We start from the raw sequence: 25,592 nt of genomic DNA on the forward strand, positions 1-25,592 counted from the left end.
CTGCTTCTCGCGCAGCGACCATCGCCGGCTTCCCGGCTATGACTGCCTCGATGACCTCCGCTCGAAACGACGCAGGCAACATCAGCAACTCCCTCCTCAGGAGTCGCACTCACCCGTTGAGGCGGCCTCAGTGATACCGGTCGAAACCTGCCACTCGATTCCGTCGGGGACCCGCCAGGCCGCCCCGGGCCGTCGACCCGCCGCCGAGTGCCGCATCGGGACCGGCACCCGGCGGGCCGGTGCAACGGTCGGGATGCAGCATCCGGTCCTGGGGGGGATGGGGTGGCCGGTGCAGGGACGGGGCGGCCGAGGCAGCGCCTGCCGGCGGCTCAGCCGAGGAGGCGGGCGACGTGCGGGGCGATCGCGCGGAACGCCTTCCCGCGGTGGGAGATCGCGTCCTTCGCCTCGGCGGTGAGCTCGGCGGAGGTGAGCTCCTCCCCGTCGGGCAGGAACAGCGGGTCGTAGCCGAAGCCGCCCTCGCCCCGTCGCTCCCGCAGCAGCACACCGGTCATCTCGCCGCGCTCGACGTGCTCGACGCCGTCCGGGCCGACGAGCGCCGCCGCGCACACGAAGCGGGCGCCGCGATGCGCGTCGGGCACGTCGGAGAGCTGGGCGAGCAGCAGGTCGTTGTTCGCCTCGTCGTCGCCGTGACGGCCCGACCAGCGGGCCGAGAAGATGCCCGGGGCGCCGCCGAGCACGTCCACGGCCAGGCCCGAGTCATCGGCGACGGCGAGCAGGCCGGTCGCCGACGCGGCGGAGCGGGCCTTCAGCAGGGCGTTCCCCTCGAAGCTCACCTCGTCCTCGACCACATCGGGCAGCGCGATGCCGGCGGAGGAGATCACCTGCTCGGGAGCGAGCCCGGGCACGGCCGCGGCGAGGATCCGCTGCAGCTCGCGCAGCTTCTTCGCGTTGTGGGAGGCGAGGATGACCCGCGCCCCGGCGGGGACGGAGCCTGCGGCGGCGCCGTCGGCCGACGGGCCGGCGCCACCGGGCGCGGCCTCGCCTGCCGACGGGGCGTCACCGCCGAGCACGGCACTGTCGGCCGGGGCGGATCCCCCGTCGGCCGCGGGATCGAACGCGGCGCTCATGCCTGCGCGGCCAGGACGTCGCGCTGGATCTCGGCCAGCTGGGCGCAGCCAGTGGTCGCGAGGTCCAGCAGGGTGCCGAGCTCGGCGCGGTCGAAGGGGGTGCCCTCGGCGGTGCCCTGCACCTCGACGAAGCCTCCGGTGCCGGTGACCACGACGTTCATGTCGGTGTCGGCGGTGACGTCCTCGCGGTACTCGAGGTCCAGCAGCGGCCGTCCCTCGACGATGCCGACGCTGATGGCGCTGACCGTGTCGGTGAGCACCTCGGACGCGGCCGGCAGGTCGGTGTGGCGCTTCGCCCAGGAGACCGCGTCGGCGAGCGCGACGTAGGCGCCGGTGATCGCGGCGGTGCGGGTGCCTCCGTCGGCCTGGAGCACGTCGCAGTCCAGCTGGATGGTGTTCTCGCCGAGGGCGTCGAGGTCGATCACGGCGCGCAGCGAGCGGCCGATGAGGCGGGAGATCTCGTGGGTGCGCCCGCCGATCTTCCCCTTCACGCTCTCGCGCGGGGAGCGGGTGTTCGTGGCGCGGGGCAGCATCGCGTACTCGGCGGTGACCCAGCCGGAGCCGGAGCCCTTCTTCCACCGCGGCACGCCCTCGGTGAAGGAGGCGGTGCACAGCACACGGGTGCGGCCGAACTCGATCAGTGCGCTGCCCTCGGCCTGGTCCTGCCAGCCCCGGGTGATGCGCACCTCCCGCAGCTGGTCGGGGGTGCGGCCGTCGACGCGGTCGCCGACGAAGGTCTCGGTCTGGGGGCTCACGGGAGCTGCCTCCTCAGGGGTGGGTCAGGCGGTCACCTCGAGGATATCGGCCGGGCGGACCATCGTGATCGGGCCCGAGTGGACCTCCTGCGCCTCCGCGAGCGGGATCGCCGGATCGGTCCAGGCCGGGATGTGGGTGAGCGCGAGATGGCCCACCCCGGCGCGGGCGGCGGCCTCGCCGGCGCGGCGCCCGGTCAGGTGCACGCCGGTGAAGCGGTCGTCGCGCCCTTCGATGTAGCCGGCCTCGCACAGGAACAGGTCCGCGCCGCGTGCCAGGTCGTCCAGCGCCTCGCAGGCGTCGGTGTCGCCGGAGTAGGCGAGGACGGCGTCGCCCGCGGTGATGCGGAAGCCGTAGGCCTCCACCGGGTGCAGCACGGCGCGGGTCTCGATCGAGAAGGGCCCGATCGTGAAGCGGTACCCGTCGGAGAGCGGGTGGTGCTCGAACGGGGAGCAGGTCACGCCGTCGGGCACGTTCCCCTCGCGGCTGAGCACCGCGGAGAGCCGGTCCGGCAGCGGGGCTGGGGCGTGGATCGGCAGCTGGCCGAGGTCCGTGCGGGAGTGGTAGGCCCAGAACACCTCGAGACCGGTGAGGTCGAGGTAGTGGTCGGGGTGGAGGTGGGAGATGATCACCGCGTCGAGATCGGCGGGGTCGATCACGCTCTGCAGCGGCCCGAAGGCGCCGGAGCCGAGGTCCATCAGCACCCGCCAGGTGCGCCCCGCCTCGTCCTCGTGCTCGAGGAGGTAGCTGGAGGCGGCGCCCTCGGGGCCGGCGAAGCTGCCGGAGCAGCCGATGACGTGGACCCTCATGCGCTCACCACCGGCAGCGACCCGGTCATGTCCAGAGTGGGGCCGAGGAATCGGCGCGAGAGCAGCGCGAACTGCTCGCTGCCGCGGCCCTCGGCGGTCTGGGAGAAGACGTGGCGCGGGGAGCGGTCGGTCTCGCGCAGGGCCTCCGCGGCGTGCAGCTGGCGGAACACGTCCAGCGCCGTCTCCTCGGCGGAGGAGACGAGGGTGACGTCCGGGCCCATCAGGTAGCTGATGGGACCGGCGAGCATCGGGTAGTGGGTGCAGCCGAGCACGAGCGTGTCCACGCCCGCCTCGCGCACGGGGGCGAGGTACTCCTCTGCCACCTCGAGCACCTCCCGCCCACTGACCACGCCGTTCTCGACGAACTCCACGAAGCGGGGGCAGGCCTGGGTGATCAGGTCGAGCTGCGGGGCCGCGGCGAAGGCGTCCTCGTAGGCGCGGGAGGTGACGGTGCCCTGGGTGGCGATCACGCCGACCCTCCCGTTGCGCGTCGCGGCGACGGCGCGGCGCACGGCCGGCTGGATCACCTCGATGACCGGCACGTCGTAGCGTTCGCGCGCATCGCGCAGCACGGCGGCCGACGCGGTGTTGCAGGCGATCACGAGCATCTTCACGCCGTGCTCGACGAGATGGTCCATGATCTCCAGCGCGAGGGAGCGCACCTCGGCGATCGGGCGGGGGCCGTAGGGCCCGTGCTCGGTGTCGCCGATGTAGAGCAGCTCCTCCTGCGGCAGCTGATCCAGCACGGCGCGGGCGACCGTCAGGCCGCCCACCCCGGAGTCGAAGATCCCGATCGGCGCGTTGTTCATCCCGGCAAGGCTAGTGCGGACAGGTGTCCAGGGCAGTGACGGCGCGCTCACTGCGTGCCGTTTCACAGTTCGTCCACACCCGGCACGCGACCGGACGACCCGTCAGTCCAGGGCTCGCAGCAGGCTCTCCTGGAGCCAGCTCAGCAGCTCGTACACGGCGATGACGATGTCGGAGCCGACGTGCTCATCATCGCCCGAGCTCTCGGCGCCCTCGACCCGCTCGCCGATCTGCTGGAGCATCCGGACGGTGTCGAAGTCGCCGTCGCGCTGCAGGCCGAGCCGGTCGGCGAGCACGATCCGCACGTCGTTCAGGGCGCGCAGCATCGACATCGCCTCGTCCTCGTCCAGGACCACCTCGCTGTGCCCTCCCCCGGCCGCGTCGAGGATCCTCATCACGCGGCGGAGGTCGGCGAGCTTCGCGTCGGCCAGATCGCGCTGGCCCAGGCGTCGGTACTCCTCGGCGAGCGCCGGGTCCTCGGACGCGGCGGGGAACAGGCGCCGCACGGCGGAGTCCGAGGGGGTGCGGGCCTCGCGACCGGCGAACTCAGCCTCGAGCCGGCGCAGCGGGTCCTCGCTCTCGGCGGCGCGGCGCAGCGCGTCCCCGCCCTGGTCGATGCCGAGGTCCCCGCGGATCAGGTCCGCGGTCTCCTGGGCGACCTGGGCGATGATCGCCTTCTCCTCGCCGTCGAGACGGCAGGCGAGGGAGCCGTCGGGTCGACGTCGGAACGCATGCGCCATCAGCCCTCCCCCGCCTTCTCGATCGTGGACTGCAGTCCGAAGGAGTGCATGGCCTGCACGTCGGTCTCCGCCTTCTCGCGCGAGCCGCGGGAGACGATCGCGCGGCCCTCATCGTGGACCTGCATCATCAGCTGCTCGGCGACCACGCGGGAGTATCCGAAGTAGCGGCGGAAGACGAACACGACGTAGCTCATGAGGTTCACCGGGTCGTTCCAGACCACGGTGCACCAGGGGCCCTCGGTCTCGAGCGTCGTGCGCTCCTCCGTCGCGGCATCGGTGCGGGTCCGCGTCCGCGGCTCCGCCCGCGGCAGATCGACCGGCATGCACATCCCTCCTGAGTCTCGCCGCTGCCCGGGGCGCCGGGTGGGCGGCGCACCGAGTCTACGGGGCGCGCCGCCTCCCCTGCCCGCCCGCCACGCACTACGGTGGACACCGTGACTTCCGCCCTGCTCACCGACCTCTACGAGCTGACGATGCTGGAGGCGGCCCGGGACGCGGGGACCGCCTCCCGCCGCTGCGTGTTCGAGGTGTTCACCCGCTCCCTGCCTGCCGGGCGCCGCTACGGCGTGCTCGCCGGGACGGGCCGCGTGCTCGACGCGATCGCGGACTTCCGCTTCGACGACGCGGATCTGCGCTATCTCGCCTCCACCGGCGCGCTGCGGGAGGACACCCTCGACCATCTCGCGCAGTACGAGTTCACCGGCGACGTCTTCGGGTACCAGGAGGGCGAGCTGTTCTTCCCGAACTCGCCCGTGCTGCGGATCGAGGGGACCTTCGAGAACGCGGTGCTGCTGGAGACCGTCGTGCTCTCGATCCTCAACCACGACAGCGGCGTCGCCTCGGTCGGCTCCCGCATGGTCACCGCCGCCCGGGGCCGACCCCTGATCGAGATGGGCGGGCGGCGCGTGCACGAGGACGCCGCGATCGCCGCGGCCCGCGCCGCGTACCTGGTCGGCTTCGCCTCCACCTCGAACCTCGCCGCGGGCGCGCACTACCGCATCCCCGCCGCGGGCACCTCCGCGCACGCCTTCACGCTGCTGTTCGACAGCGAGGAGGACGCCTTCCGCGCCCAGCTCACCGCCCAGGGCGCCGGCACCACCGTGCTGGTGGACACCTACGACGTGGAGTCCGCGGTGCGCACGGCGGTGGAGATCGCCGGCCCCGGGCTCGGGGCGGTGCGGCTGGACTCCGGCGACCTCGCCGCGCAGGCCGGGCGCGTGCGGGAGCTGCTGGACTCGCTCGGCGCGACCTCGACCCGCATCACCGCCACCGGCGACCTCGACGAGTACCGGGTCGAGGAGCTGAAGGGCGAGCCGTTGGACGGCTACGGGATCGGCACCCGCCTGGTGACCGGCGGCGGGCATCCCGCCCCCGGCTTCGTGTACAAGCTCGTCGAGCGCGAGGGCGCCGACGGGCAGATGCACCCGGTAAGCAAGCGGTCCCTCGACAAGGCGACCCTCGGGGCGGGCAAGGCCGCGTACCGGATGGTCGTCGGCGGGCAGGCCCGGGCGGAGCTGGTGCTCCCGGGCGAGGCGGAGGTCGCGGAGTTCGAGCGGGAGCTGACGGCGGAGCTGATCTCCGGCACGTCCAACCCCGACTGGGCGCGCACCTCGCTGCGTCCGCTGCAGGTGCCGCTGATCGAAGCCGGCGAGGACATCGCCCCGAAGCGCGCCCCCGCACGGCTCGAGGCCGCCCGCGAGCGCCACGCCGCCTCCCTCGCGGAGCTGGGCCTCGCGGCCGACGACGGGCCCGACGGCGAGATCGCGATCCCGACCCTCACCGACGGCGCGGAGGCCGCCCGCGTCCTGCGCTGACCCGGGCCGCCGGCGGGGCCCCGTCGTGTGCCGCGCCCGTGCCAGGCGGCCCGGAGCGGCGGCAGGCGGGCTCAGCGGCGGCCGACGAACCAGCCGCGCACGATCGAGATCCGCTCCTCGATCTGCTCGGCGCTGGCCTGCGCGACGGCGGGCCCGCCGCTGCGCGAGCGCAGCGTGTTGTGGACCGAGCCGTGCGGGGTGCCGGACTTCTTCGCCCACGCCGAGACCAGGGAGCTGAGCTCCTTGCGCAGGTCCATGAGGCGGCGGTGGTCGACCACGCCGGGGGTCGTCGGCTGCTGGTCCGCGCCGCTCTTCTGGCGTCGGGCCTGCTGCTGGGCCTGCTGCTGCTGGAGCACGACCCGCATCTGGTCGGCGTCCAGCAGGCCGGGGATGCCGAGGAACTCCTGCTCGTCCTCCGAGCCGATCATGCCGCCGGCGCCGTACTCGCCGCCGTCGAACAGGACCCGGTCGAAGGAGGCCTCCGACTCGAGCGCCTCGAAGCTCATCTCGACCTGGTCGCTGGCCTGCTCGGGCCGGTTGGCCTGCTCGATCAGCGACTCGTCGAGCCCGGTCTCCTCATCGCCCGTCTTCGGCCGACGGTCCAGGACGTGGTCGCGCTCTTCCTCCATCGCGGCGGCGTGCGCCATCAGGATCGGGACGGTGGGCAGGAAGACGCTCGCGGTCTCTCCGCGGGTCCGCGAGCGCACGAAGCGGCCCACGGCCTGGGCGAAGAACATCGGGGTGGAGGTCGAGGTGGCGTAGACGCCGACGGACAGGCGCGGCACGTCCACACCCTCGGACACCATGCGCACCGCGACCATCCAGCGGTCGTCGGAGGCGGAGAAGTCCTCGATCCGCTTGCCAGCGCCCTCGTCGTCCGAGAGCACCACGGTGGGTGCCTGCCCGGTGAGGTCGTGGAGGGTAGCGGCGTAGGAGCGGGCGGCCTTCTGGTCGGTGGCGATGACGAGCCCGCCCGCGTCGGGCACGTGGCGGCGCACCTCGGTCAGGCGCCGGTCCGCGGCCGAGAGCACGGACTGGATCCACTCCCCCTTGGGGTCCAGGGCGGTGCGCCAGGCCTGCTGGGTGATGTCCTTGGTCTCCAGCGCGCCGAGCTGGGCGGAGACCTCGTCGCCCGTCTTCGTGCGCCAGTGCATGCGCCCGGAGTAGGTCATGAAAAGCACCGGGCGCACGACGTGATCGCGCAGCGCCTCGCCGTAGCCGTAGGTGTAGTCCGCCTTCGAGCGCGCGAAGCCCTCCGCGTCCTCCTCGTAGGTGACGAAGGGGATCTCGGAGTCGTCCGAGCGGAACGGCGTGCCGGTCAGGGCCAGGCGCCGCGTGGCGGGGTCGAAGGCCTCGCGCACCCCGTCGCCCCAGGTCCGGGAGTCGCCGGCGTGGTGGATCTCGTCGAGGATCACCAGGGTGCGGTCCGCCTCGGTGCGGGCGCGGTGCAGCGCCGGGTGCATGCCGATCTGGGCGTAGGTCACCGCGACGCCCTGGTAGTGGCTGCCGTGCGCGCCCTGGGAGTTGGAGAAGTTCGGGTCCAGGGAGATGCCCACGCGCGCGGCGGCGTCGGCCCACTGGGTCTTCAGGTGCTCCGTCGGGGCGACGACGGTGACCCGTCGGACGGTCCCCTCGGAGAGCAGCCCCGCCGCGATCTGCAGCGCGAAGGTCGTCTTGCCGGCGCCGGGGGTCGCGACGGCCAGGAAGTCCTTCGGCGCCCGGGTGCGGTACATCTCGAGGGCCTCGGCCTGCCAGGCGCGGAGCTTGGGGACGGTGCCCCAGGCGGCGCGCTCGGGGTAGGCGACGGGGAGCGTCCTCGCCGCGGCCTCGGAGGGCTGGCGGGGGTCGCTCTGGGAGAAGAGGGAGGGAGTGGTGTTCACGGCGTGGACCACCGTACCGCCGGGGACCGACGACCCGCCCACCTGCCCGATGTGAGGAAGTCCGCGGGGGCGGCGCGAGGGCGGCGCCGCCTCTCGGCGGCACCGCCCTCGCGGCGGGTTCCTGCAGGGCAGGGGCTCAGCGGCGACCGCCGAAGAAGCCGCGGAAGCCACCTCCGCCGCGGCCGGAGCCTCCCTTGCCTCCTGTGCCGTCGCCGCCGTCGTTCGGCTCGCGGATCCCCTCGTAGATCTCCTTGCACTCCGGGCACACCGGGTACTTCTCGGGGTCGCGGCCGGGCACCCACACCTTGCCGCACAGCGCGATCACGGGCGTGCCGCCGAGCGCGGCCTGGGTGATCTTGTCCTTGCGCACGTAGTGCGCGAACCGGTCGTGGTCGCCGTCGTCGGTGGTCTGCTCCTGCTCCTGCACCTGACGGTCCAGGACGGCGGTGGGCGCGGCTCCTGGGTCGTCGGAGTAGGGGTCCATGCGGGACGGATCGGACGTGGAGGACATGGAGGTCATGACAGCCTCCCTCGCTTTCTGCCTCGGTCGCGGGCGTGCTCGTCGAAGCCTAGCGGCCCCGCCTCCGCGAGGACAGGACACGGGCCTGGGAGACTGGGCCCATGGATGGCGTGGCCGAGTTCTTCCGGAGGATCCCCGTCGAGATCGTGCGGGTCGGCGGCTCCGTGCCGTGGCGGACCGGCCTGCTCGGCCTCGCGCTGGTGCTCAACATCGGTTTCTTCCTGCCGCTGTCCCCGGGCGGGATCGGCCTGCCGGGGCTGGACAAGGCCGTGCACCTGCTCTTCTTCGCGGCCACCGTGTTCACCGCCGGACGGGTCCTCGCCCCCGCGCGGCGCTTCCCGATCGGCTGGGTCGTGGTGGTCGCGCTGGTCCACGCCCTGGTGGTCGAGCTCGTCCAGCACATCGCGATCCCGGGCCGCTCCGGCGACCTGGTGGACGTCCTCTTCGACGTGGTCGGCATCGCGCTCGGCCTCGGGCTGTGGGCCGGCGAGCGGATGCTGCGCCGCGCCGCCGCCGAGCGCGAGGTGGAGCCGTCGGCCCCGCCGATCGAGCAGCCGCAGCGCTGAGCGGCCCTGGATCCGAGCTGCCATGGATCCGAGCGGCCGCAGCGCCGAGCGGCCGCCCGACGGGCCGCGCCCGGCCCGCGAGCGCACCGGTCCGACGCCGCCGGGGCCGCCACGGCCCCAGCGGCGCGGCGGGGTCAGCCGTTCAGCGTGATCTCGTCGGCGTAGACCGCCGTCATCGTCCCGGTGATCGTGTCGATGGTGCCGGCCTCCTCGCGGGCGACCTGCTCGACCGCGCTCGCGACCGCCTTGGTCACCCCGTCATGGAAGACGCTGGGGACGATGTAGGTGGGGTTGAGCTCCTCGGCGCTGACGACGTCGGCCAGGGCGTTCGCCGCGGCCAGCAGCATCCGGTCGCTGACCCGGGTGGCGTGGGCGTCCAGCAGCCCGCGGAACACGCCGGGGAAGGCGAGGACGTTGTTGATCTGGTTGGCGAAGTCGCTGCGCCCGGTGGCGACGACCTCGGCGTGCTTGACCGCCTCGGCCGGGTCGATCTCCGGGGTCGGGTTCGCCATCGCGAAGACGACGGCGCGGTCCGCCATCGTCGCGACGTCCTCGGCGGAGAGGATGTTCCCTGCGCTGACGCCGATGAACACGTCGGCCCCCGCGACCGCGTCCTTCAGGGTGCCGGTGAGCTGGCGCGGGTTCGTGACCTCGGCGATCCAGGGCAGACGCCCCTCGAGCTTTTCGCGGTTCTCGTGGACGATGCCGTCGATGTCGGTGACGATGATGTCGCGCGCACCTGCCGCGCGCAGCAGGCGCAGGATCGCGGTGCCCGCGGCGCCGGCGCCGGAGAGCACGATGCGGGCGGTGGAGACGTCCTTCCCGACCACGCGCAGGGCGTTGCGCAGCGCGGCGACGACCACGATCGCGGTGCCGTGCTGGTCGTCGTGGAAGACGGGGATGTCGAGCTCGGCGCGCAGGCGGTCCTCGATCTCGAAGCAGCGCGGGGCGGAGATGTCCTCGAGGTTGATGCCGGCGAAGACGGGCGCGATCGCCTTGACGTGGGCGACGATGTCGTCGACCGAGTGGGCGTCCAGGCAGATCGGGAACGCGTCGATGTTCGCGAAGCGCTTGAACAGGGCGGCCTTGCCCTCCATCACCGGCATCGCGGCGAGCGGCCCGAGGTCGCCCAGGCCCAGGATCGCGGAGCCGTCGGAGACGACGGCGACGGTGTTGCGCTTGATGGTCAGGCGGCGCGCGTCCTCGGGGTTCTCGGCGATCGCCTTGACCACGCGGGCCACGCCCGGGGTGTAGATCATCGAGAGGTCGTCGCGGTGGCGGATCGGGAGCTTCGACTCGACCGTCAGCTTGCCGCCCAGGTGGGCGAGGAAAGTGCGGTCCGAGACCTTGCCGAGCTCGACGCCCTCGAGCTCCTTGAGCGACTCGACGACCTCCATCGCGTGATCGTGGCCGCTGGTGAGCACCGTGATGTCCGCCCGCATGCGCTCGGGCCCGGAGGCGGAGACGTCGAGCGCGGTGACCGTCGCCCCGTGCTGCTCGATGCGGCCGGTGATGTCGCTGACCGCTGCGGAGCGCGCCGCGAACTCCAGACGGACGGTGATGGAATAGCTGACGGATGGCATCGGTGACATGGGACACAGCCTAACGCGCTCGACCTGCTCGGATCGATCGCGCGACCCGCAGGTCAGGACGGCTGCCCGGAGGCTGCGGCGGCGGCCGTTCCGAGGATGGGGAGTTCTGCCGATGGTGCAATGTCGGGAACCCTGCTTGAGTGTGCGTGGACGGGCGGGGGACCCGTGGGGCGACGAGGAGAGCGTGAGCACATGGAGTTCCTGGGAGCGGACACCGAGCAGGTGATGGGGCATGCGCGCGCGGGCGACCCGTTCCGCGACACCGTCGACACAGAGTCCCTCGGCGGCTCCTACGCCGACCAGCACCCCGACTGGGACCCGGAGGACATCGGCATCACCGAGGAAGACATCAGTGCCGCCGAGATGCAGCAGGGGACCCTCGGCGACTGCTGGTACCTGGCGGCGATCATGGCGACCCAGCAGACCGATCCCGGGCTGCTGGCCGAGAACATCACGGGACTGGGCTCTCCCCCGGGAGCAGACGGATGGGAGGTCGAGCTGTTCATCGACGGCGAGTGGCAGTCGGTGCCGGTCTCCCCCGACGAGATCACCGTGAACGGCGCGCGCCAGGTCGACGGCAGCGACTGGGCCGACGGCGAGCCCGGCTTCATGTCGATCTACGAGCGCGCGATGATCAACGCCCATGACGGCAGGCCTTCCGCCGTCTCGGCCGACACCCCTGCGGCAGGCATCGAGATGATCACCGGAGGATCCACCGAGACGAGCACGCTGGGCGGACAACCCTCCTTCGAGGAGTACCGGGAGGCGATCGATGCGGGACGACCGATCACGGTGATGACCGATCCGATCGCCCCGATGGGCTCATCGGCCGACGACCTCGTCGCCGCGCACGTCTACCAGGTCAGCGGATACGACGAGTCCACTGGTGAGATCATCCTGGCCAACCCGCACGGTGCGAACGCGGGGAGCCCGCCCGAGGTGCGGGTAGACCCCAGCGATCCGACCTTCGCCAATGACATCGTGATGACCGGGATCGGAGAATGATGGACGAGAGCACGGACAGCACGGTCCTCGTGGAGCAGGCCGGTCAGATCTCCCTCGGCCGCACCGCGGTCGCGATGCATCGCACCCTGTCGGACCGGCACTCCTCCTACGTCGTGATGCGCTGTCGGCACGGTGACGAGGAGGTCGACCTGACCGCCCGGCCCGGTCAGGAGGTGGACGTTCCAGGAGCCGGCCGGGTGCTGGTGGTCGAGGTGAGGGCCTCCACGACGGAGCGTCGAGGCGCGGTCCTCCTGCAACCGGCGTGATCCGGCGCTAGCCGAACGCATTGGGCACCGACGCGAGTGCTCCGCGGCCGCGCCGACGGGCTCACTGCCCCTCGCACGCCTCCGCGCTCACACGTGCTCCATGGATGCGCACCATGCCGTTCTCGCCGAGGCTCAGTTCCGCACCGTAGGTGTCCTCGACCGCGATCATCAGGATGGCTCCCTCCCTGCGGGGGGCGTCCACCGTCTCGAAGCCGTGCTCCTCGAGCACGGGGTCGAGCGACTCCAGGACCGGGTCCCAGTTCTCCTCGACCCCCAGCTCCGCCCCGAGTCCGTCCGCCTCGTAGCCTCCCGAAGTGAAGAGGCACTCGCCGCCCTCGCTTTCGAAGGAGCGGGTCGCGGGGGCGTGGACGAGTTCGTGGCCGAGCGCCGCCTGGACATCAGCGATCACCGCGTCGTAGTGGGACTCCGCCTCCTGGGGATCAAGCTCCTGCACGGAACCGCACCCGGCCAGGAGCACGATCAGGGCGAGCGCCGCAGCCCCGCCGGCGCGTGAGCGAGGGCGTCCTGGGTTCCGCGCCATCGTCGATCTCCGCTCGTCCGGGACGGCACCGGTTCACCGCCGGGGTCGAGTGTGTCAGATCGATCGCGGACTCGGAACGCGCACCAGTGCTCGGGCGCCTGCATGCCGGCGAGTGAGGATCAGTCGGTGTACGCGGCGACGTCCCCGGCGTAGCGGGCCCAGAGGGTCTGTGCGGCGGGGATCTGCTCGGCGTAGCGCTCGGGGTGGGCGGAGATCTGCACGGCCTGCGCGGCCTCGCCCGGCGCCCACTCGTGGTAGTCGGGGGCGAGGTCCAGCAGTCCGGGGGCCTCGGAGTGGTCACCCAGGCCCAGGAAGGCGTCGATCGCGCGCTTCTTGTGGCGCACCTCGTCGTAGGTGCCCCAGCCCATCGAGGGGCGCTGCTGGAACAGGCCGCCGGAGTCGAGGTCGACGGCGGGCTCGTAGTTGCGCAGCCAGGACTCCACGATCGCGGTCGCGAGGGTGATCGTCGCGGCCTGCTCGTCGAGGCCGTGCCCCTTGACCACCGCGATGACGAACTTCGCGTTCTCGACCTGCCACTCGTCCATGGCGTCCAGGAGGAAGCCCTCGCGGGTCTCGGGACGGGTCATGAACTCCTCGGTCCAGACCTCCTCGGCGCGGGCGGGGACGATGGAGCCGAGCGCGGCGAGGGAGGAGAGACCGACGGCGCCGGCGAGGAGCAGGTGACGGCGGGAGAGCGCGGCGGACGGGGAGACGGGCATCGGGGTTCCTTCGGTGCGGAGGGCTCCGGGCTCGTCGAGCTCTCGGGGCGGGGCTCGGACAACGTAACGAGACGCCCGGGATCCTGTGAAGAGCACCAGAACCGTGCAGCCAGCGCTGCGACCTGCGGTTTGATCTGCACATGACCTCGCCATGGAAGTCCGTGGCACGGAGCTCGGCGCGGCGTCGCCCCCGGTCGCACCCTCTCCTGGACGCCTGTCGCGGGGCCTCGGCGCGGCGCGAGGAGCCGCCCCGTCGGCCCGTCGGACGACTTCGGTAAAGCTTTCGTAGGACGTCCTGGGGACCGGCTGGGAGGGGCATGGGTCACGCGCAGGTCACGGCGCGGAGGCGCCCGTCACCTCGGTGCCGCTCAGGCGGAGAGCTCGGCGATCGCCTTGCGGATCCGCTTGTCCGAGACTGTCTGCGCCGTGCCGAGGGTCTGCGCGAACAGGCTCACCCGCAGCTCCTCGAGCAGCCAGTCGATCTCCTGCACGTCGGGCTCGGCGCGGCGGCGGGCGGAGAGCTTCTGCTTCTGCGCGGCCCAGTACTGCTCGAGGTCCCCGATCTGCCAGGCGAGCTGCTCGTCCCTGCGCGGGTTCTCCGGCAGCTTCTCCAGCCGGTGCAGATCGGCCTGCAGGTAGCGGGAGAGGTCCCCGAGGTGTGCGATCCCGGTGCGGGAGATGAACCCGTCGCCGAGCAGGGAGGCGGCGTGCTCGCGGATCTGCGTGAGATGCGAGAGGACCGCGAGGGAGGTGGCCCGGCCCAGCTCGCGCTGCAGCTTCGCGTTGACGGCGAGCGCGGCGGCGGCGTCCTTCACGGCGTCGGCGGCGAGCTCGTCTTGCCGCTGCCGCACGGCCCCCAGCAGCTGCTCGTACTCCGCGCGGGTGCGCACCTGGGCCTGCCCCGCCAGGTGCACGGTCGCGGCGCGGGAGGCATCGGCCAGGAGCGCGGCGGTGGAGGCGTAGTCGGAGCCGGAGACGGCGAGCTTGGTGGGATTGGGCAGGGCGTTCAGCACGCGGGAGAGGTCGGTGCCGATCTCCCGGTCGATCAGCGCGATGACGCCCTCGCGGTGGGCGAGGGCCTGCTCGTCGGCCGCGGCGAGGACGGCGAGGTCGACCCGCTCGAGCCGCCCGTCCTTGCCGCGCCGGGCGACGAGGGACGGGTAGCCGGTGACCTTCAGACCGCCGACGGTGGACTCGTGGACGGCCGGCACGCCGCCTGCGGGGAAGCTGGGCAGGTCGGTGCGCGCGATCTCGGTGGACTGGCTGGAGACGGTCGTGTCCACGCGCTTCTTCAGCCGCTGCTTCAGCGCCTCGAGGTCATCGCCGGCGCCGACCTCACGGCCCTTGCCGTCCACGACCCGGAAGTGCATCCGCAGGTGGGCGGGCAGCTTCGTCAGGTCGAACTCGGGGCCGTACAGCGGCAGGTCCTCGGGCACGCCGGGCAGGGCCACGAGCTCGTCGGCGACCGCCTCGACGAACGCCTCGCCGCCGTCGGGGTCGTCGTCGTGCAGGGTCCCGGCGACGGCCTTGGCCCGTTCGGGGGCGGGGACCAGGTGTCGGCGGATCGGCTTCGGGAGGGAGCGGATCAGCTCGGTGACCAGCTCCTCGCGCATGCCGGGCACGAGCCAGTCGAAGCCGCGCGGTGCGAGGCGGTTCAGCACCGCGAGGGGGATCGTGGCGGTCACGCCGTCGGCGCCCTTCGCCCCGACCTCGCCGAAGGAGTAGCTCAGCGGCAGGGTGATGTCGTCCTGCACCCAGGTGTCGGGGAAGTCGGAGCGGATCGCCTCGGTGACCTCCTCGTCGGCGGCCAGCAGGTCCTGCTCGGTGAGGGTGAGCAGGTCCGGGGTCTCGTGGCGGGCCTTCTTCCACCAGGTGTCGAAGTGCCGACCGGAGACGACGTCCTTCGGGATCCTCGCGTCGTAGAAGGAGAAGAGCTGCTCGTCGGAGATCAGCAGATCGCGGCGGCGGGTCTTCGCCTCGAGCTCCTCGAGCCGGGCGATCAGGGCGCGGTTGTCGCGGAAGAAGTGGTGGCGGGTGCGCCAGTCCCCCTCGATCAGCGCGTTCTGCAGGAAGATGTCGCGTGCGGCCTCGGGGTCGATGCGGCCGTAGCCGACGACGCGGTCGGCGACCAGCGGCACGCCGTACAGGGTCACCTTCTCGTGCGCCATGGCGGAGGCGCGCTTGGAGGACCAGTGCGGCGCGGAGTGGGAGCGCTTGACGACGTGCGCACCGGTCTCCTCCGCCCAGGCGGGGTCGATGCGGGCGGCTGTGCGGCCCCACAGCCGGCTGGTCTCCACGAGCTCGGCGACCATGACGTAGTCGGGTCGCTTCTTCGCCAGCGTCGAGCCGGGCCACAGCGCGAAGCGTGCGCCGCGGGCGCCGGAGTACTCGCGGGTGCGGTCGTCCAGCAGGCCGACGTGGCTGAGCAGCCCCGCCAGCAGCGCCTGGTGGATCGCCTGCGGGCTCGCGTCGTTGTCGTTCCGGGAGAGCCCGGCGTCCTTGGCCATGTCCCGCAGCTGGGCGTGCAGGTCCCACCACTCGCGGATGCGGAGGTAGTGGAGGTGCTCGGCGCGCACCTCGCGGCGGAAGGCGCTGGAGGAGAGCGCGTCGCGCCGCTCCTGCAGGTGGTTCCACAGGTTGAGGAAGGAGAGGAAGTCGCTGGTCTCGTCCTCGAAGCGCTTGTGCTTCTCCTTGGCCTGCTGCTCCTGCCCGAGAGGCCGCTCGCGCGGGTCCTGGATCGACAGGGCCGCGACGATGATCAGCACCTCGCGCAGCGCACCGAGCCGACCGGCCTCGATGAGCATCCGCGCCATGCGCGGGTCCAGCGGGAAGCGGGCCAGGGTGCGGCCGACGCGGGTGAGCCGGCGACCGCCCGGTGCGCGCTCGTCGGGCTCGATCGCGCCGAGCTCCTCGAGCAGGCGCACGCCGTCGGTGATCGCGCGGGAGGCCGGCGGCTCGACGAAGGGGAAGGACTCCACGTCGCCGAGGCCGAGGCTCGTCATGAGCAGCACGACGGAGGCGAGGGAGGTGCGCAGGATCTCCGGCTCGGTGAACTCGGGCCGGCCCTCGAAGTCCTCCTCGGAGAACAGGCGGATCGCGATGCCGGGGGCGGTGCGGCCCGAGCGGCCGGAGCGCTGGTTCGCGCTGGCCTGGGAGATCGGCTCGATCGGGAGGCGCTGCACCTTGGTGCGCTGGGAGTAGCGGGAGATGCGCGCGAGCCCGGAGTCGATGACGTAGGTGATGCCGGGGACGGTCAGGGAGGTCTCGGCGACGTTCGTCGACAGGATGATGCGGCGGTAGGTGCCGGCCTTCGGCGGGGAGAAGATCTTCTGCTGGTCCTGGGCGGAGAGCCGTCCGAACAGGGGCAGCACCTCGACGGGCAGGGCGGAGCGGCCGCGGGTGCCGCGGGCGAGGTGCTTCTCGAGGGAGTCGGAGATCTCGCGGATCTCCCGCTCCCCCGGGAGGAAGACGAGCATGTCGCCGGGGCCCTCGGCGGCGAGCTCGTCGACCGCGTCGGTGATGGCCTCGGTGAGGTCCCGTTCGATGGAGTGGATGTCCTCGAGCTCGTCGTCCTCGTCGACATCGGCCTCGAGCACGAGGGGGCGGTAGCGGACCTCGACGGGATAGGTGCGCCCGGAGACCTCGATGATCGGGGCGGGCTCCTTCTCCCCCGAGGGCAGCGTCGCGGCGAAGTGCTCGGCGAAGCGCTCGGGGTCGATCGTGGCGGAGGTGATGATGACCTTGAGGTCGGGGCGCTGCGGGAGGATCTGGCGGAGGTAGCCGAGGATCACGTCGATGTTCAGCGAGCGCTCGTGGGCCTCGTCGATGATGATCGCGTCGTAGCGCGTCAGGAGGCGGTCCCGGCCGATCTCGGCCAGCAGGATGCCGTCGGTCATCAGCTTCAGCCGGGTGCCGCGGGAGGTCTCCTTGGTGAAGCGGACCTGGTAGCCGACGGTCCCCTCGCCGAGCTTCTCCCCCAGCTCGCTCGCGATGCGCTGGGCGACGGAGCGGGCGGCGATGCGGCGCGGCTGGGTGTGGCCGATGATCCGGCCGTCCTGCCCGTAGCCGAGCTCGAGGAGCATCTTCGGGATCTGGGTGGTCTTGCCGGAGCCGGTGGCGCCGGCGATGACCACGACCTGGTTCTCGGAGATCGCCTTCTGGATGTCCTCGCGGCGCTGCGAGACGGGCAGGTCTCCCGGGTAGGTGATCCGCGGCCCGGGGGCAGGGGCCTGCTCGGCAGGGTGCGGGGCGGACGGATCGGGGTTCGAGGAGGTCGCGGTCATGGCGGGGCCACTCTACGTGGGCGGCCCCGCCGCCGTCGTGCCGATTCCGGGCCGCGGCGACGGGGCCCACAGACGGCGGACGACTCTTCCGTCAGTTCTTGCAGGGAGGGAGTGAAGAAACCGCGAACTCCTGCGTGACGGTCTGGACGACACCAGTGGCGTCCTCGTACTCGAAGGTGGCGGTCGCGGTGCCGTTGGCCATGTCGTCCGCCTTCACGGACTCGTACGTCACCACCTCCTCGCCACCGGCAGGGAGGGAGAAGGGGGCTTCGTCCGAGACGGGGAACGTGACGGGTGAGCCGGAGTTCGGGGTGACGGAGACAGAGGTCATCGTCACCGTCGCATCACTGCCGGAGTTCGTGAACGTGAAGACCAGGCGGTACTTGTGGATGCCGCCGGTCACCTTGCAGCTCGCGTTCGTGTTCAGGACGGCCATGACGGGCGGCGGGTCGATGGGCGGCGAGGCGGCGAGGGCGGGCGCGGCGACGGCCATCGTCATCACGGGCGCGGCCCACGCCATCCCCTTCATCATCGAACGTCGGGTGGTGACGCTGCGCGCGGTGCTGCTCATCGGCGCTCCTTCGAACGTGCCGGACCCCCGGCTCCCTCCCCGATCCGTGCAGGGGCCCACCCCTCCACGTCGAAACAGGCATGCTTCCCATTTCGTCCCAATCGGTTGAACCGGACATTGCTCGGCAGTACCGGGAGAAGCCACGCATCTCGGACATTCGGGGCGTTCGTGACACAACCGTGATCCGCGGGCGTCCACCTGCGTGCCCCCCCCGGTCACTGCGCCATGCTGAGGAGGAGCCGTCGCGCGGAGTGCTGACCTGGGCGTTGTGCACAACCCGGAGCGCGTCGCCACCGTCCGGGCAGGATCCGGGGCATGAGATATCGGATCGGCTTCTGGATCGGGCCCGCCCCCGTCGACGACGAGTCGGCGTGCGCGGACCTGCACATGCACCTGCACACCGCCGGACAGTTCGTCGGCTCGCCCACGCCTCCCCTGCCACCCAACCCGCGGATCGTGCGCTTCACCGCGGACGTGCTCGAGGAGTTCCCGGCAGACCTCGCGGACCCCCGGTCCCCGTGGCGGGACGCGGACGCCGCGGAGGCCGCGCACGGTCAGACCTTCGCCCCGGTCCTGTTCGGGCCGGACAGGAAGGTGATCGGGCGGCTGACCCAGCTCGCGCACGAGCACGGCCTGCAGACCTTCGACCTCGCCGCCCATCGCCTGCTGCGCCTCGAGGACGTCGTGGAATGGGAGGACGGTCCCTGGATCACGGGCCCGCTCGGCGGAAGCTGGGACGAGCCCGAGGCCTTCGCCTGCCGCGGGCCGGAGATCGCCCGGGAGAGGCTCGGACTCACTCCTTCAGCCCATGTGCTGGCCGGAACGGGAGAGGACAGTCCCTGAACGACGTCGGCCGGCGCCCGGATGCCCCGAGCGGTCCAGCGGGTGCGCGTGGCCCCGGTCAGCTCGCGAGCAGCCGCCGGCCGGTGCGCCCGAGCGGGTGCTCCTCGGGATAGACGAGCACGAGCCCGAGCGCCATCCGCGTCGCCCATGCCCGAGCGCGCGCCTGGAGGGCCTCCCAGATCGCGTCGTCCTCGATCCCGGTCCAGGCCGCAGAGGCCCGGTAGAGGTCGAGCAGTCCGGCGGAGGAGGCGGAGGGGTGGAGCAGCAGGCCGCCCAGATCGCTCGCCGGGTCGCCGCGGGTGGTGTCGCCCCAGTCGATGAGGGTCACCGCGCCCGGGGAGGCCGGCGGCGGGACGACGACGTTGCCGGGGTGCGGGTCGCCGTGGAGCAGCAGCTCGCGGCCCTGCCATTCCTCGGCGCCGACGCCCGCCTGCCAGGTCTCGGCGGCGCGGCGCGCGGCGTCCTCGTCGAGCCCTGCCCGGCCGAGATCGGCCGCGAAGTGCTCGGCGCGGGTCGCGAGCGGCACCCCGCGCACCGGGTTCCTTCCCACCTCGGGGGCAGGGCCGGAGTGGATCGTCGCCAGCATCCGGGCCAGGTCCTCGGCGACCTGCTCCTGCGTCGCGGCGTCGCACTCCGCAGCCGTCACCCCGTCGATCCACTCGACCGCGACGGCATCCTCGGCGGTCGCGATCACGCGCGGCAGATCCATCGGGAGCGTGGTGCCCAGCCCGCGCAGGCGGCGCAGCACCGTCACCTCCCGGCCCAGCAGCGCTCGCGAGCTGCGGCGGCGGGCGATCCGCAGCACCAGCGGGGCGCCGTCGAGCGTTCCGATCGGCCACAGCACGTTGTCCCAGCCCTCGCCGCGGGGACGCTTCCCGATCGCCCAGCTGATCCGCTCGAGCTCGACGCCCTCCTCTGGCCGCAGCCACGCGCAGAGCAGCTCCACGCGGCGCAGGTCCACGGGCAGGTCGGCAGGAGGGAGGACGGGGGCGATATCCGGCGTGCCGGTCATCCGCCCACCGTACCGGGCAAGGCCTCGCCCGGACGGGCGTTCTCCGACGTCGCCCGTAGCGGTGGATGCGAAGTCCCCCTGGCTGCTGGACGACGTGGAGCCACTGATCGACGCGCTCCTGGACGGCGTCGACACCGACCGCGCCGTGCCGGTCGAGGCGACACTCGGCGCATTCGCGCGGACGAGGAAGCTGCCGATCACCTTCCCGGCCGACGCGGAGGCGATGGCGATCGACGAGGACTGGCACTGCGCCTCCCCGAATGACTCGCCCGGCTACGCGGAGGAGCAGCACTTGGACGGCCGGGCGTACGTGTACGTCGACGCCGACGGGAACCGCTATCAGCTGGGGCACGGCCTGAACTGGTGAGCCGAACGGGGCGGCGGAGAGGGAGAGCCGCGCCGCCGCCCCCGACGGTTCGTCGGCACCTCGTGCGACGTCGCGCCAGCGGTCCGCGGCACATCGCCCGGCGACGAGCCTCGGACACGAGAAAGGCCCCCTCCCCCGCGCGTCTGCGCAGGCGAGGGGGCCTTCGTCGGTGAGTGCGATGGTGGAGCCGGCGGGAATCGAACCCGCGTCCGATAGTGCGGAGCCAGGGCTTCTCCGGGCGCAGTCCGTGTTGGCGTTTTCTCAGTCCCGACGATCCCACGGACACGTCGTCGACGGACTCAGTCACTCTGAGGTGTTCATCCTTCCCCGGTGACCAGGGTCGGCAGCAGTGGCTCCTTAGATGATGGAACGATCCGGGTCAGGAGCACCCCCGGGGTTCCAGACTGCTAACGCTGATCAGGCAGCGAGAGCGAAGTCAGTGCGCTTGGGTTCGGCACTTATTGGTTTCCAGAGGACATTAACGAGATGACTCTGGGTTCTCGGCCCGCTTCCCCTTGCTGGACAACTACCGTCGAAACCGATCGGCCCCTGGCGTGGGAAGGCATGACTATCGTGACGGCGCTCTGGCCGTCGTCGCACTCACTCTTCGGTTGTCAAACACCCACGTGCGCCCCTCGGGAGGAACGCTGTGGATCGAGTCTACCGCGAGCGTGCGACGATCTGAAGCGGATATCTCTCAGCTCACGGCGAAGCCCGCTCCCCGCCAGGATCGCTTCGCCCGCTTCCTGGCGCGTGCGCCACGGAGCCTGGACCATGGGCCGCACCGGCGGGGAGGATGGGACGATGAGCAGCTTCGAGGCCGCCGGCACGCGCATCAGCATCGATCCCGACACCCTGCGCGAGATCGTGCTGGACCCTGCGGCGCTGACCGAATGGTGCGCGGCGCACCCCACCGATCCCCGAGCCGTGGCGTTCCTGCGGATGCTGGGGAGGCTGGACGAGGCGGCGATCGCGGGCCGGCAGGCGCTCGAGGCGCCGGGGCTCTCCCCCGTGATGCGAGCCGTCCGTCGCACCCGGTACGCGCACGTGCTGCAGTGGCAGGGCGCCTTCGTCGCGGCGGAGGAGCAGCTGGACCTCGCCGCCGAGGAGACAGGGCTGGAGGATCCCACCTCCCCCTCGTCCCTCTCGGCGCTCGCCTCCGTGTTCCAGCACCGGGGGACGTGCCGCTTCGAGCACGCCCTCGCCGAGCAGCGCGATCAGCGCCCGCGGGCGGCGGGGAGGCTGTGGGAGGCGGCGCTCGAGGACGCCCAGCGGGCACTGTACATGCGGGAGCGGCTCGGCGTCGCCGTCGAGGGCGTCATCGAGTCCAGCCGGCAGACGGTGCGTCGCCTGGAACGGCGGGACCTGGACGGCTGACCGGCCACCGGCTGACGGACCGACCGATCGGGTCGTCCCCCTCGCGGTGACGTCGGCCGCTCAGGCGGTGAGCGCGGGGCTCAGGCGAGCTCGCGGTGGCGTATGGCGCGCTGCGCCTCGCGCAGGTCCTGCTTCTCGCGCAGGGTCTGGCGCTTGTCCCATTCCTTCTTGCCGCGAGCCAGGCCGATCTTGACCTTGGCGTGGGAGCCGAGGAAGTACATCTCCAGCGGCACGATCGTGAAGCCCTTCTCGCGGGACTTGCTGGCGAGCTTCTCGATCTCCTGCTTGTGCATGAGCAGCTTGCGCTTGCGGCGGGCGGCATGATTGGTCCAGGTGCCCTTGACGTACGGGGCGATGTGGGCGTTGTCCATCCACACCTCGCCGGCGTCGACGTAGCAGTAGCCGTCGATCAGGGACGCGCCCCGGTCGCGCAGCGACTTCACCTCGGTGCCGGTCAGGACGATGCCGGCCTCCCAGGTCTGGTCGATGAAGTAGTCGTGCAACGCCCGCTTGTTCGAGGCGATGAGCTTCTTCTGGGGTCCCTCGTTCGCGGCGGCCTGCTTCTTGTCGGCCTTCTTCGCGGACATGGGTCCTCCTTCTCTCCGTCTCCGGATGCTGCGCTGGTGATCGCGGCCGCGATCGGACGTCCCAGCGTACGACGTGGCCGCGCAGGATCGCGACCGGTTTCTCCGCGGGCGCACTCCCGGACGGCCCGGCAGGGCGGCGGTCAGAGGAACTTCGCGGGGTTGACCGCGTTGCCGTCCTCATGGGTCTCGAAGTGGAGGTGGCAGCCGGTCGAGGACCCGGTGGTGCCCACGTAGCCGACGGTCTCCCCCGCCGAGACCTGAGCACCGACCGGCTTCGCGAAGCCCTGCAGGTGGTGGTAGGAGGTCGTGACCAGGCGACCGTTCATGATGCCGTGGCTGACGATGAGCTTGTTGCCCGCGCCGCTGTTGTAGGTGCGGGCGACGACGCGGCCGGAGTGCGCGGCGCCGACGGGCACGCCGCAGGCGACGGGGAAGTCCACCCCGGCGTGCAGCTTCTTCGTGCCGTAGATGGGGTGCACCCGCCAGCCGAAGTTCGAGTTCAGCCGTGCGTTGACCGGGTAGACCCAGCCGCCGCCGGTGTTCGCGGAGCCGGCCACCGGGGCGCTGCCACCGCTGCTCTTCTGCTGCTGCTGGGCCTTCAGCTTCTCCTCGCGCTCGCGCTCCTGCTCAGCGAGCTCCTCGATCTCGTCGTCGAGGGTGCTGCTGCGGGTCTCGAGGGACTTCTGGTCGCCCTCGTACTTCGTCTTCTTCGCCTCGAGGTCGTCGCGCTGGGTCTTCTGCGTCTCGTACAGCGCGTCGAGCTCGTTCTTCGCCTCGGTCGCCTCCTCCTCGGCGACACGGGTGCGCTCGAGCGCGTCCTCCGCGTCGATCTTGAGCTGCTTGATCTCCTCGCGCACGGCCGACAGGCGCTCGGCGGAGTTCTCCGTGACCGACTGGTCCGTGCGCAGCGCGTCCAGATGGGTGCCCTGGGAGGCCATCGTCAGGCGGTAGTTCATCGAGCGGTCCACCGCGTCCTGCGGGGAGCTGTTGCCGACGTACACCGTCGAGGGGCTGGGCATGCCGCCGCCCTTGTAGGCGGACAGCGCGACCGTGGCGAGCTCGTCGTCGCTGCGGTCGACCTCCTCCTGCCCGGTCTCGACCTCGCCCGAGAGGCGGCGCTCCTCCTCCTCGGCCTCGGTGAGGCGCTCGCCGACCTTCCGGTCCTCCTCCTGCGCCTCGCCGAGCGCGACCCGCGCGTCCTCGAGGTCCTGCTGCGCCTGCGGGATCAGCAGCTCGGTCTCCGCGAGCGCGAGATAGGTGTCGGCCAGATCGTCGTTGACGTCGTTCAGCTCGATGCGGAGGTCCTCGAGCTGCTGGTCGACCTCCGCGCGCTCGGCGATCTTGTCGTCCTTGCTGCCCTCGGCGGAGGCCGGGGAGACGACGGGGCCGGTGAGCATGCCTGCGGCCAGGATCGCGGCGGCGGCGAGGAGGCTCAGGGGGCGGCGCAGACTTCTGGAGGACATGCTCACACCTTCAGGTAGCGGTTGAGGGAGACCACCGACGAGGCGATCGACAGCACGGCGCCGAGGACGACCAGCAGGGGTGCGGCCCAGACGAGGTCTGCGGTGGAGACCGTGATCAGCTGCTCGCCGAGGGTCGGTGCGAGCCAGCCCTGGACGAGATGGTGCAGGCCCAGCCAGAGCATCCCCGAGGCGATCAGGCCGCCGATGATCGCGGCGACCGCTCCTTCGAGCAGGAAGGGCAGACGGATGAAGAGGTTCGAGGCGCCCACCAGGCGCATGATCGCGATCTCGCGGCGCCGGCCGGCGACCGACATCCGGATCGTGGTGGCGACCAGCAGCACCGCGGCCACCAGCATCAGCACCGCGAGCCCGAGCGCGAAGAGCGTGGACTGGTTCAGCACGTCGATGAAGGGGGCGAAGGTGCTCAGCAGGTCGGTGACCTCGTCCACGCCGTCGCGGCCCTGGAAGAACTCGACCACGGCGGCGGAGTCGTCGGCGTCGCTGAGGGTGATGTGGAAGGAGACCGGCATGTCCTCGGCGGTGAAGTTCGAGACGAAGGACTCGCCGGCGAACTGCTCCTGGTAGATCGCGAGCGCCTCCTCCTGGTCGCGCTCCTCGACGGAGGCGATGTACGGGGAGAGGACCTCGCCCTCGAGCGCCTCGCGGACCGAGTCGATCTGGGCGTCGGTCGCGGCGCCGCCGGCGCAGGAGGAGGCCGTCGAGTGCGGGGAGCACAGGAAGATCGTCACCTGGGACTGCTCGACCAGGGTCGACTTCATGTCCATGATCTGCTTCTGCATCAGCACGCCGGTGCCCACGAAGGTCAGCGACACGGCGGTGACGATCACGACGGAGATGACCATGGCGATGTTCCGCCACAGGCCGGTGAGGATCTCGCCGAGGATGTAGCGGGCCCTCATCGCAGCTCCTCCTGGTCCTGGTCGAAGTCACCGGTGAAGTCCTCGGACTCCCTCACCCGGCGGGCCTCGCGCTCATCGATCAGGTCCTCCTCCAGCACGTCCTGTGCGACCGGGCGATCCTCGGCCGACGGGCCGGTGCCGGCCTCGGCCGCGTCGGGCCCGTCGACCTCGACGGAGCGGTCGGCTCCGGCGGGGCCGGCGTGCTCCTCGGAGCTCTCGCGCTCGGCGGCGGGCGACTCGGGCGCCCCGTCCCAGTCGGCGACGAGCTCCTCGTCGTCCAGTGGGTGCTCCTCGCGGTGGGTGGAGTCGTCGGGCAGGTTCCCGGAGATCACGCTGACCGGGGCGGGGGTCTCGTAGCCGCCCCGCTCCTCGTCGCGCACCACCTTGCCGCCGACCATCTCCACGACGCGGCGACGCATGCGGTCCACGGCGGCGCGGTCATGGGTGGCCATCACGACGGTGGTGCCGCGCTCGTTGATCTCGGCGAGCAGGTCCAGGATGCCTTCGGCGGTGGCCGGGTCGAGGTTGCCGGTGGGCTCGTCGGCCAGCAGGATCGAGGGGCGGTTGACGTAGGCGCGCGCGATCGCGACGCGCTGCTGCTCACCGCCGGAGAGCTCGTGCGGGAGCCGCTTGCCCTTGTCCTCCAGCCCCACCATCTCCAGCATCTCGGGGACCAGACGGCGCACCACCTTGCGGGGCGTGCCGATCACCGCGAGGGCGAACTCGATGTTCTGGTAGGCGGTCTTCGAGGGCAGCAGGCGGAAGTCCTGGAACACCATGCCGATGTCGCGGCGCAGCGCCGGCACCTTCCAGGACGGGATCCGGGAGAGGTCCTTGCCGGCGACGTAGACCGTGCCGCGGGTGGGGGCGACCTCCTTGAGCACCATCCTCATCAGGGTCGACTTGCCCGAGCCGGAGGCGCCGACCAGGAACACGAACTCCCCGCGGGTGAACTCGATGTCGAGGTTCTCCACCGCGGGGTGCTGGCCACGCATGTACGTCTTGGTGACGTCGTCGAAACGGATCACTGCTGCCTGTCACATCAGGGGGAAAGTCTGGCGCTCCCAGC

25 protein-coding genes and 1 other RNA gene are annotated in these 25,592 nt (G+C 71.8%); 7 read left to right on the top strand and 19 right to left on the bottom strand.

The genetic code is table 11. The annotated features are described in order from the left end of the window. Positions 1 to 329: 329 nt before the first annotated feature. From rdgB to clpS, 6 genes are all read right to left on the bottom strand, one after another. Positions 330 to 926 carry an RdgB/HAM1 family non-canonical purine NTP pyrophosphatase gene (gene rdgB / locus DS079_RS12245; protein WP_070500366.1) on the bottom strand — a complete coding sequence of 199 codons (597 nt, stop codon included), beginning with the start codon at positions 924 to 926 and terminating at the stop codon, positions 330 to 332. Between the two features lie 158 nt (positions 927 to 1,084). Further along, positions 1,085 to 1,843, bottom strand: a complete 759-nt coding sequence (gene rph / locus DS079_RS12250) for a ribonuclease PH (RefSeq protein ID WP_062950170.1) — start codon at positions 1,841 to 1,843, stop codon at positions 1,085 to 1,087. A 24-nt stretch (positions 1,844 to 1,867) separates the two neighbouring features. After that, positions 1,868 to 2,650, bottom strand: coding sequence for an MBL fold metallo-hydrolase (locus tag DS079_RS12255; RefSeq protein WP_126988129.1), 783 nt, complete (start codon positions 2,648 to 2,650; stop codon positions 1,868 to 1,870). Further along, positions 2,647 to 3,459, bottom strand: coding sequence for a glutamate racemase (gene murI / locus DS079_RS12260; RefSeq protein ID WP_126988131.1), 813 nt, complete (start codon positions 3,457 to 3,459; stop codon positions 2,647 to 2,649). Before murI ends, DS079_RS12255 begins: the two co-directional genes overlap by 4 nt. Before the next feature lie 102 nt (positions 3,460 to 3,561). Then, positions 3,562 to 4,197 (bottom strand): DUF2017 domain-containing protein, encoded by a 636-nt coding sequence (locus DS079_RS12265; protein ID WP_126988133.1) that lies wholly within the window; start codon positions 4,195 to 4,197, stop codon positions 3,562 to 3,564. After that, positions 4,197 to 4,520 carry an ATP-dependent Clp protease adapter ClpS gene (gene clpS / locus DS079_RS12270; protein WP_126988135.1) on the bottom strand — a complete coding sequence of 108 codons (324 nt, stop codon included), beginning with the start codon at positions 4,518 to 4,520 and terminating at the stop codon, positions 4,197 to 4,199. Before clpS ends, DS079_RS12265 begins: the two co-directional genes overlap by 1 nt. Before the next feature lie 111 nt (positions 4,521 to 4,631). Here clpS and DS079_RS12275 point away from each other — a divergent pair, with 111 nt between their 5' ends. Further along, the gene (locus DS079_RS12275) at positions 4,632 to 6,011 is read left to right on the top strand and encodes a nicotinate phosphoribosyltransferase (protein WP_164736238.1); all 1,380 of its coding nucleotides are present in this window, start codon (positions 4,632 to 4,634) and stop codon (positions 6,009 to 6,011) included. Positions 6,012 to 6,082: 71 nt separating this feature from the next. On the opposite strand, the gene DS079_RS12280 is transcribed toward DS079_RS12275, so the two are convergent. After that, positions 6,083 to 7,891 carry a DEAD/DEAH box helicase gene (locus tag DS079_RS12280; RefSeq protein WP_241237641.1) on the bottom strand — a complete coding sequence of 603 codons (1,809 nt, stop codon included), beginning with the start codon at positions 7,889 to 7,891 and terminating at the stop codon, positions 6,083 to 6,085. Between the two features lie 136 nt (positions 7,892 to 8,027). Then, positions 8,028 to 8,402: a DUF3039 domain-containing protein gene (locus DS079_RS12285; protein WP_040366846.1), complete on the bottom strand. Its 375-nt coding sequence runs from the start codon at positions 8,400 to 8,402 to the stop codon at positions 8,028 to 8,030. A 110-nt stretch (positions 8,403 to 8,512) separates the two neighbouring features. On the opposite strand from DS079_RS12285, the gene DS079_RS12290 reads away from it, so the two are divergent. After that, positions 8,513 to 8,977 (top strand): VanZ family protein, encoded by a 465-nt coding sequence (locus DS079_RS12290; protein WP_241237642.1) that lies wholly within the window; start codon positions 8,513 to 8,515, stop codon positions 8,975 to 8,977. Between the two features lie 134 nt (positions 8,978 to 9,111). On the opposite strand, the gene DS079_RS12295 is transcribed toward DS079_RS12290, so the two are convergent. Next, on the bottom strand, positions 9,112 to 10,569 hold the full coding sequence (locus tag DS079_RS12295) for an NAD-dependent malic enzyme (RefSeq protein WP_126988139.1): 1,458 nt from the start codon (positions 10,567 to 10,569) through the stop codon (positions 9,112 to 9,114). A gap of 192 nt (positions 10,570 to 10,761) precedes the next feature. Here DS079_RS12295 and DS079_RS12300 point away from each other — a divergent pair, with 192 nt between their 5' ends. Together DS079_RS12300 and DS079_RS12305 are read left to right on the top strand one after the other, a co-directional pair. Beyond that, positions 10,762 to 11,574, top strand: a complete 813-nt coding sequence (locus DS079_RS12300) for a C2 family cysteine protease (protein ID WP_164736239.1) — start codon at positions 10,762 to 10,764, stop codon at positions 11,572 to 11,574. Further along, positions 11,574 to 11,840 carry a hypothetical protein gene (locus DS079_RS12305; RefSeq protein ID WP_126988143.1) on the top strand — a complete coding sequence of 89 codons (267 nt, stop codon included), beginning with the start codon at positions 11,574 to 11,576 and terminating at the stop codon, positions 11,838 to 11,840. Before DS079_RS12300 ends, DS079_RS12305 begins: the two co-directional genes overlap by 1 nt. A gap of 61 nt (positions 11,841 to 11,901) precedes the next feature. Here the strand turns inward: DS079_RS12305 and DS079_RS12310 are convergent, their stop codons facing one another. From DS079_RS12310 to DS079_RS12325, 4 genes are all read right to left on the bottom strand, one after another. After that, positions 11,902 to 12,381: a hypothetical protein gene (locus DS079_RS12310; protein ID WP_126988145.1), complete on the bottom strand. Its 480-nt coding sequence runs from the start codon at positions 12,379 to 12,381 to the stop codon at positions 11,902 to 11,904. A 119-nt stretch (positions 12,382 to 12,500) separates the two neighbouring features. Continuing rightward, complete coding sequence (locus tag DS079_RS12315) at positions 12,501 to 13,100, bottom strand: hypothetical protein (RefSeq protein ID WP_126988147.1); 600 nt, start codon at positions 13,098 to 13,100, stop codon at positions 12,501 to 12,503. A gap of 368 nt (positions 13,101 to 13,468) precedes the next feature. Next, the gene (hrpA, locus tag DS079_RS12320) at positions 13,469 to 17,383 is read right to left on the bottom strand and encodes an ATP-dependent RNA helicase HrpA (RefSeq protein WP_126988149.1); all 3,915 of its coding nucleotides are present in this window, start codon (positions 17,381 to 17,383) and stop codon (positions 13,469 to 13,471) included. A gap of 91 nt (positions 17,384 to 17,474) precedes the next feature. Continuing rightward, complete coding sequence (locus tag DS079_RS12325) at positions 17,475 to 17,954, bottom strand: hypothetical protein (protein ID WP_126988151.1); 480 nt, start codon at positions 17,952 to 17,954, stop codon at positions 17,475 to 17,477. 315 nt (positions 17,955 to 18,269) lie between these two features. Here DS079_RS12325 and DS079_RS12330 point away from each other — a divergent pair, with 315 nt between their 5' ends. Continuing rightward, entirely contained in the window at positions 18,270 to 18,797 is a 528-nt protein-coding gene (locus DS079_RS12330) for a hypothetical protein (RefSeq protein WP_126988153.1), read from the top strand. A 58-nt stretch (positions 18,798 to 18,855) separates the two neighbouring features. Here the strand turns inward: DS079_RS12330 and DS079_RS12335 are convergent, their stop codons facing one another. Then, positions 18,856 to 19,809 carry a phosphotransferase gene (locus DS079_RS12335; protein WP_126988155.1) on the bottom strand — a complete coding sequence of 318 codons (954 nt, stop codon included), beginning with the start codon at positions 19,807 to 19,809 and terminating at the stop codon, positions 18,856 to 18,858. A 61-nt stretch (positions 19,810 to 19,870) separates the two neighbouring features. Between DS079_RS12335 and DS079_RS12340 the strand changes: the two genes are divergently transcribed. After that, complete coding sequence (locus tag DS079_RS12340) at positions 19,871 to 20,176, top strand: hypothetical protein (RefSeq protein ID WP_206516169.1); 306 nt, start codon at positions 19,871 to 19,873, stop codon at positions 20,174 to 20,176. 179 nt (positions 20,177 to 20,355) lie between these two features. On the opposite strand, the gene ssrA is transcribed toward DS079_RS12340, so the two are convergent. Next, positions 20,356 to 20,726, bottom strand: a transfer-messenger RNA (tmRNA) gene (ssrA, locus tag DS079_RS12345). A 254-nt stretch (positions 20,727 to 20,980) separates the two neighbouring features. On the opposite strand from ssrA, the gene DS079_RS12350 reads away from it, so the two are divergent. After that, entirely contained in the window at positions 20,981 to 21,553 is a 573-nt protein-coding gene (locus DS079_RS12350; RefSeq protein ID WP_164736240.1) for a hypothetical protein, read from the top strand. Between the two features lie 80 nt (positions 21,554 to 21,633). On the opposite strand, the gene smpB is transcribed toward DS079_RS12350, so the two are convergent. The 4 genes from smpB to ftsE all read right to left on the bottom strand — a co-directional run bounded on the left by smpB (position 21,634) and on the right by ftsE (position 25,551). Beyond that, a complete protein-coding gene (gene smpB, locus DS079_RS12355) occupies positions 21,634 to 22,140 on the bottom strand; it encodes an SsrA-binding protein SmpB (protein ID WP_126988157.1) in 507 nt (168 codons plus the stop codon). A gap of 140 nt (positions 22,141 to 22,280) precedes the next feature. Then, a complete protein-coding gene (locus DS079_RS12360; RefSeq protein ID WP_126988159.1) occupies positions 22,281 to 23,603 on the bottom strand; it encodes a M23 family metallopeptidase in 1,323 nt (440 codons plus the stop codon). Positions 23,604 to 23,605: 2 nt separating this feature from the next. Then, entirely contained in the window at positions 23,606 to 24,523 is a 918-nt protein-coding gene (ftsX, locus tag DS079_RS12365; protein ID WP_126988161.1) for a permease-like cell division protein FtsX, read from the bottom strand. Continuing rightward, the gene (gene ftsE, locus DS079_RS12370) at positions 24,520 to 25,551 is read right to left on the bottom strand and encodes a cell division ATP-binding protein FtsE (RefSeq protein ID WP_126988163.1); all 1,032 of its coding nucleotides are present in this window, start codon (positions 25,549 to 25,551) and stop codon (positions 24,520 to 24,522) included. Before ftsE ends, ftsX begins: the two co-directional genes overlap by 4 nt. Between the last annotated feature and the right edge of the window lie 41 nt (positions 25,552 to 25,592).

It is taken from the genome of Brachybacterium paraconglomeratum (genome assembly GCF_003994255.1).
Classification (GTDB): Bacteria; Actinomycetota; Actinomycetes; order Actinomycetales; family Dermabacteraceae; genus Brachybacterium; species Brachybacterium conglomeratum.

What these genes read in the sequence shown, in the direction of transcription:
- DS079_RS12295 (WP_126988139.1), bottom strand. Translation starts at nt 10,569, where the DNA reads ATGTCACCGATGCCATCCGTCAGCTATTCCATCACCGTCCGTCTGGAG.
- DS079_RS12350 (WP_164736240.1), top strand. Translation starts at nt 20,981, where the DNA reads ATGAGCAGCTTCGAGGCCGCCGGCACGCGCATCAGCATCGATCCCGAC.
- DS079_RS12315 (WP_126988147.1), bottom strand. Translation starts at nt 13,100, where the DNA reads ATGCCCGTCTCCCCGTCCGCCGCGCTCTCCCGCCGTCACCTGCTCCTC.
- DS079_RS12300 (WP_164736239.1), top strand. Translation starts at nt 10,762, where the DNA reads ATGGAGTTCCTGGGAGCGGACACCGAGCAGGTGATGGGGCATGCGCGC.
- DS079_RS12265 (WP_126988133.1), bottom strand. Translation starts at nt 4,197, where the DNA reads ATGGCGCATGCGTTCCGACGTCGACCCGACGGCTCCCTCGCCTGCCGT.
- DS079_RS12335 (WP_126988155.1), bottom strand. Translation starts at nt 19,809, where the DNA reads ATGACCGGCACGCCGGATATCGCCCCCGTCCTCCCTCCTGCCGACCTG.
- smpB (WP_126988157.1), bottom strand. Translation starts at nt 22,140, where the DNA reads ATGTCCGCGAAGAAGGCCGACAAGAAGCAGGCCGCCGCGAACGAGGGA.
- DS079_RS12310 (WP_126988145.1), bottom strand. Translation starts at nt 12,381, where the DNA reads ATGGCGCGGAACCCAGGACGCCCTCGCTCACGCGCCGGCGGGGCTGCG.
- DS079_RS12285 (WP_040366846.1), bottom strand. Translation starts at nt 8,402, where the DNA reads ATGTCCTCCACGTCCGATCCGTCCCGCATGGACCCCTACTCCGACGAC.
- hrpA (WP_126988149.1), bottom strand. Translation starts at nt 17,383, where the DNA reads ATGACCGCGACCTCCTCGAACCCCGATCCGTCCGCCCCGCACCCTGCC.
- DS079_RS12325 (WP_126988151.1), bottom strand. Translation starts at nt 17,954, where the DNA reads ATGAGCAGCACCGCGCGCAGCGTCACCACCCGACGTTCGATGATGAAG.
- ftsX (WP_126988161.1), bottom strand. Translation starts at nt 24,523, where the DNA reads ATGAGGGCCCGCTACATCCTCGGCGAGATCCTCACCGGCCTGTGGCGG.
- DS079_RS12360 (WP_126988159.1), bottom strand. Translation starts at nt 23,603, where the DNA reads ATGTCCTCCAGAAGTCTGCGCCGCCCCCTGAGCCTCCTCGCCGCCGCC.
- DS079_RS12305 (WP_126988143.1), top strand. Translation starts at nt 11,574, where the DNA reads ATGGACGAGAGCACGGACAGCACGGTCCTCGTGGAGCAGGCCGGTCAG.
- DS079_RS12255 (WP_126988129.1), bottom strand. Translation starts at nt 2,650, where the DNA reads ATGAGGGTCCACGTCATCGGCTGCTCCGGCAGCTTCGCCGGCCCCGAG.
- DS079_RS12330 (WP_126988153.1), top strand. Translation starts at nt 18,270, where the DNA reads ATGAGATATCGGATCGGCTTCTGGATCGGGCCCGCCCCCGTCGACGAC.
- murI (WP_126988131.1), bottom strand. Translation starts at nt 3,459, where the DNA reads ATGAACAACGCGCCGATCGGGATCTTCGACTCCGGGGTGGGCGGCCTG.
- DS079_RS12290 (WP_241237642.1), top strand. Translation starts at nt 8,513, where the DNA reads ATGGATGGCGTGGCCGAGTTCTTCCGGAGGATCCCCGTCGAGATCGTG.
- clpS (WP_126988135.1), bottom strand. Translation starts at nt 4,520, where the DNA reads ATGCCGGTCGATCTGCCGCGGGCGGAGCCGCGGACGCGGACCCGCACC.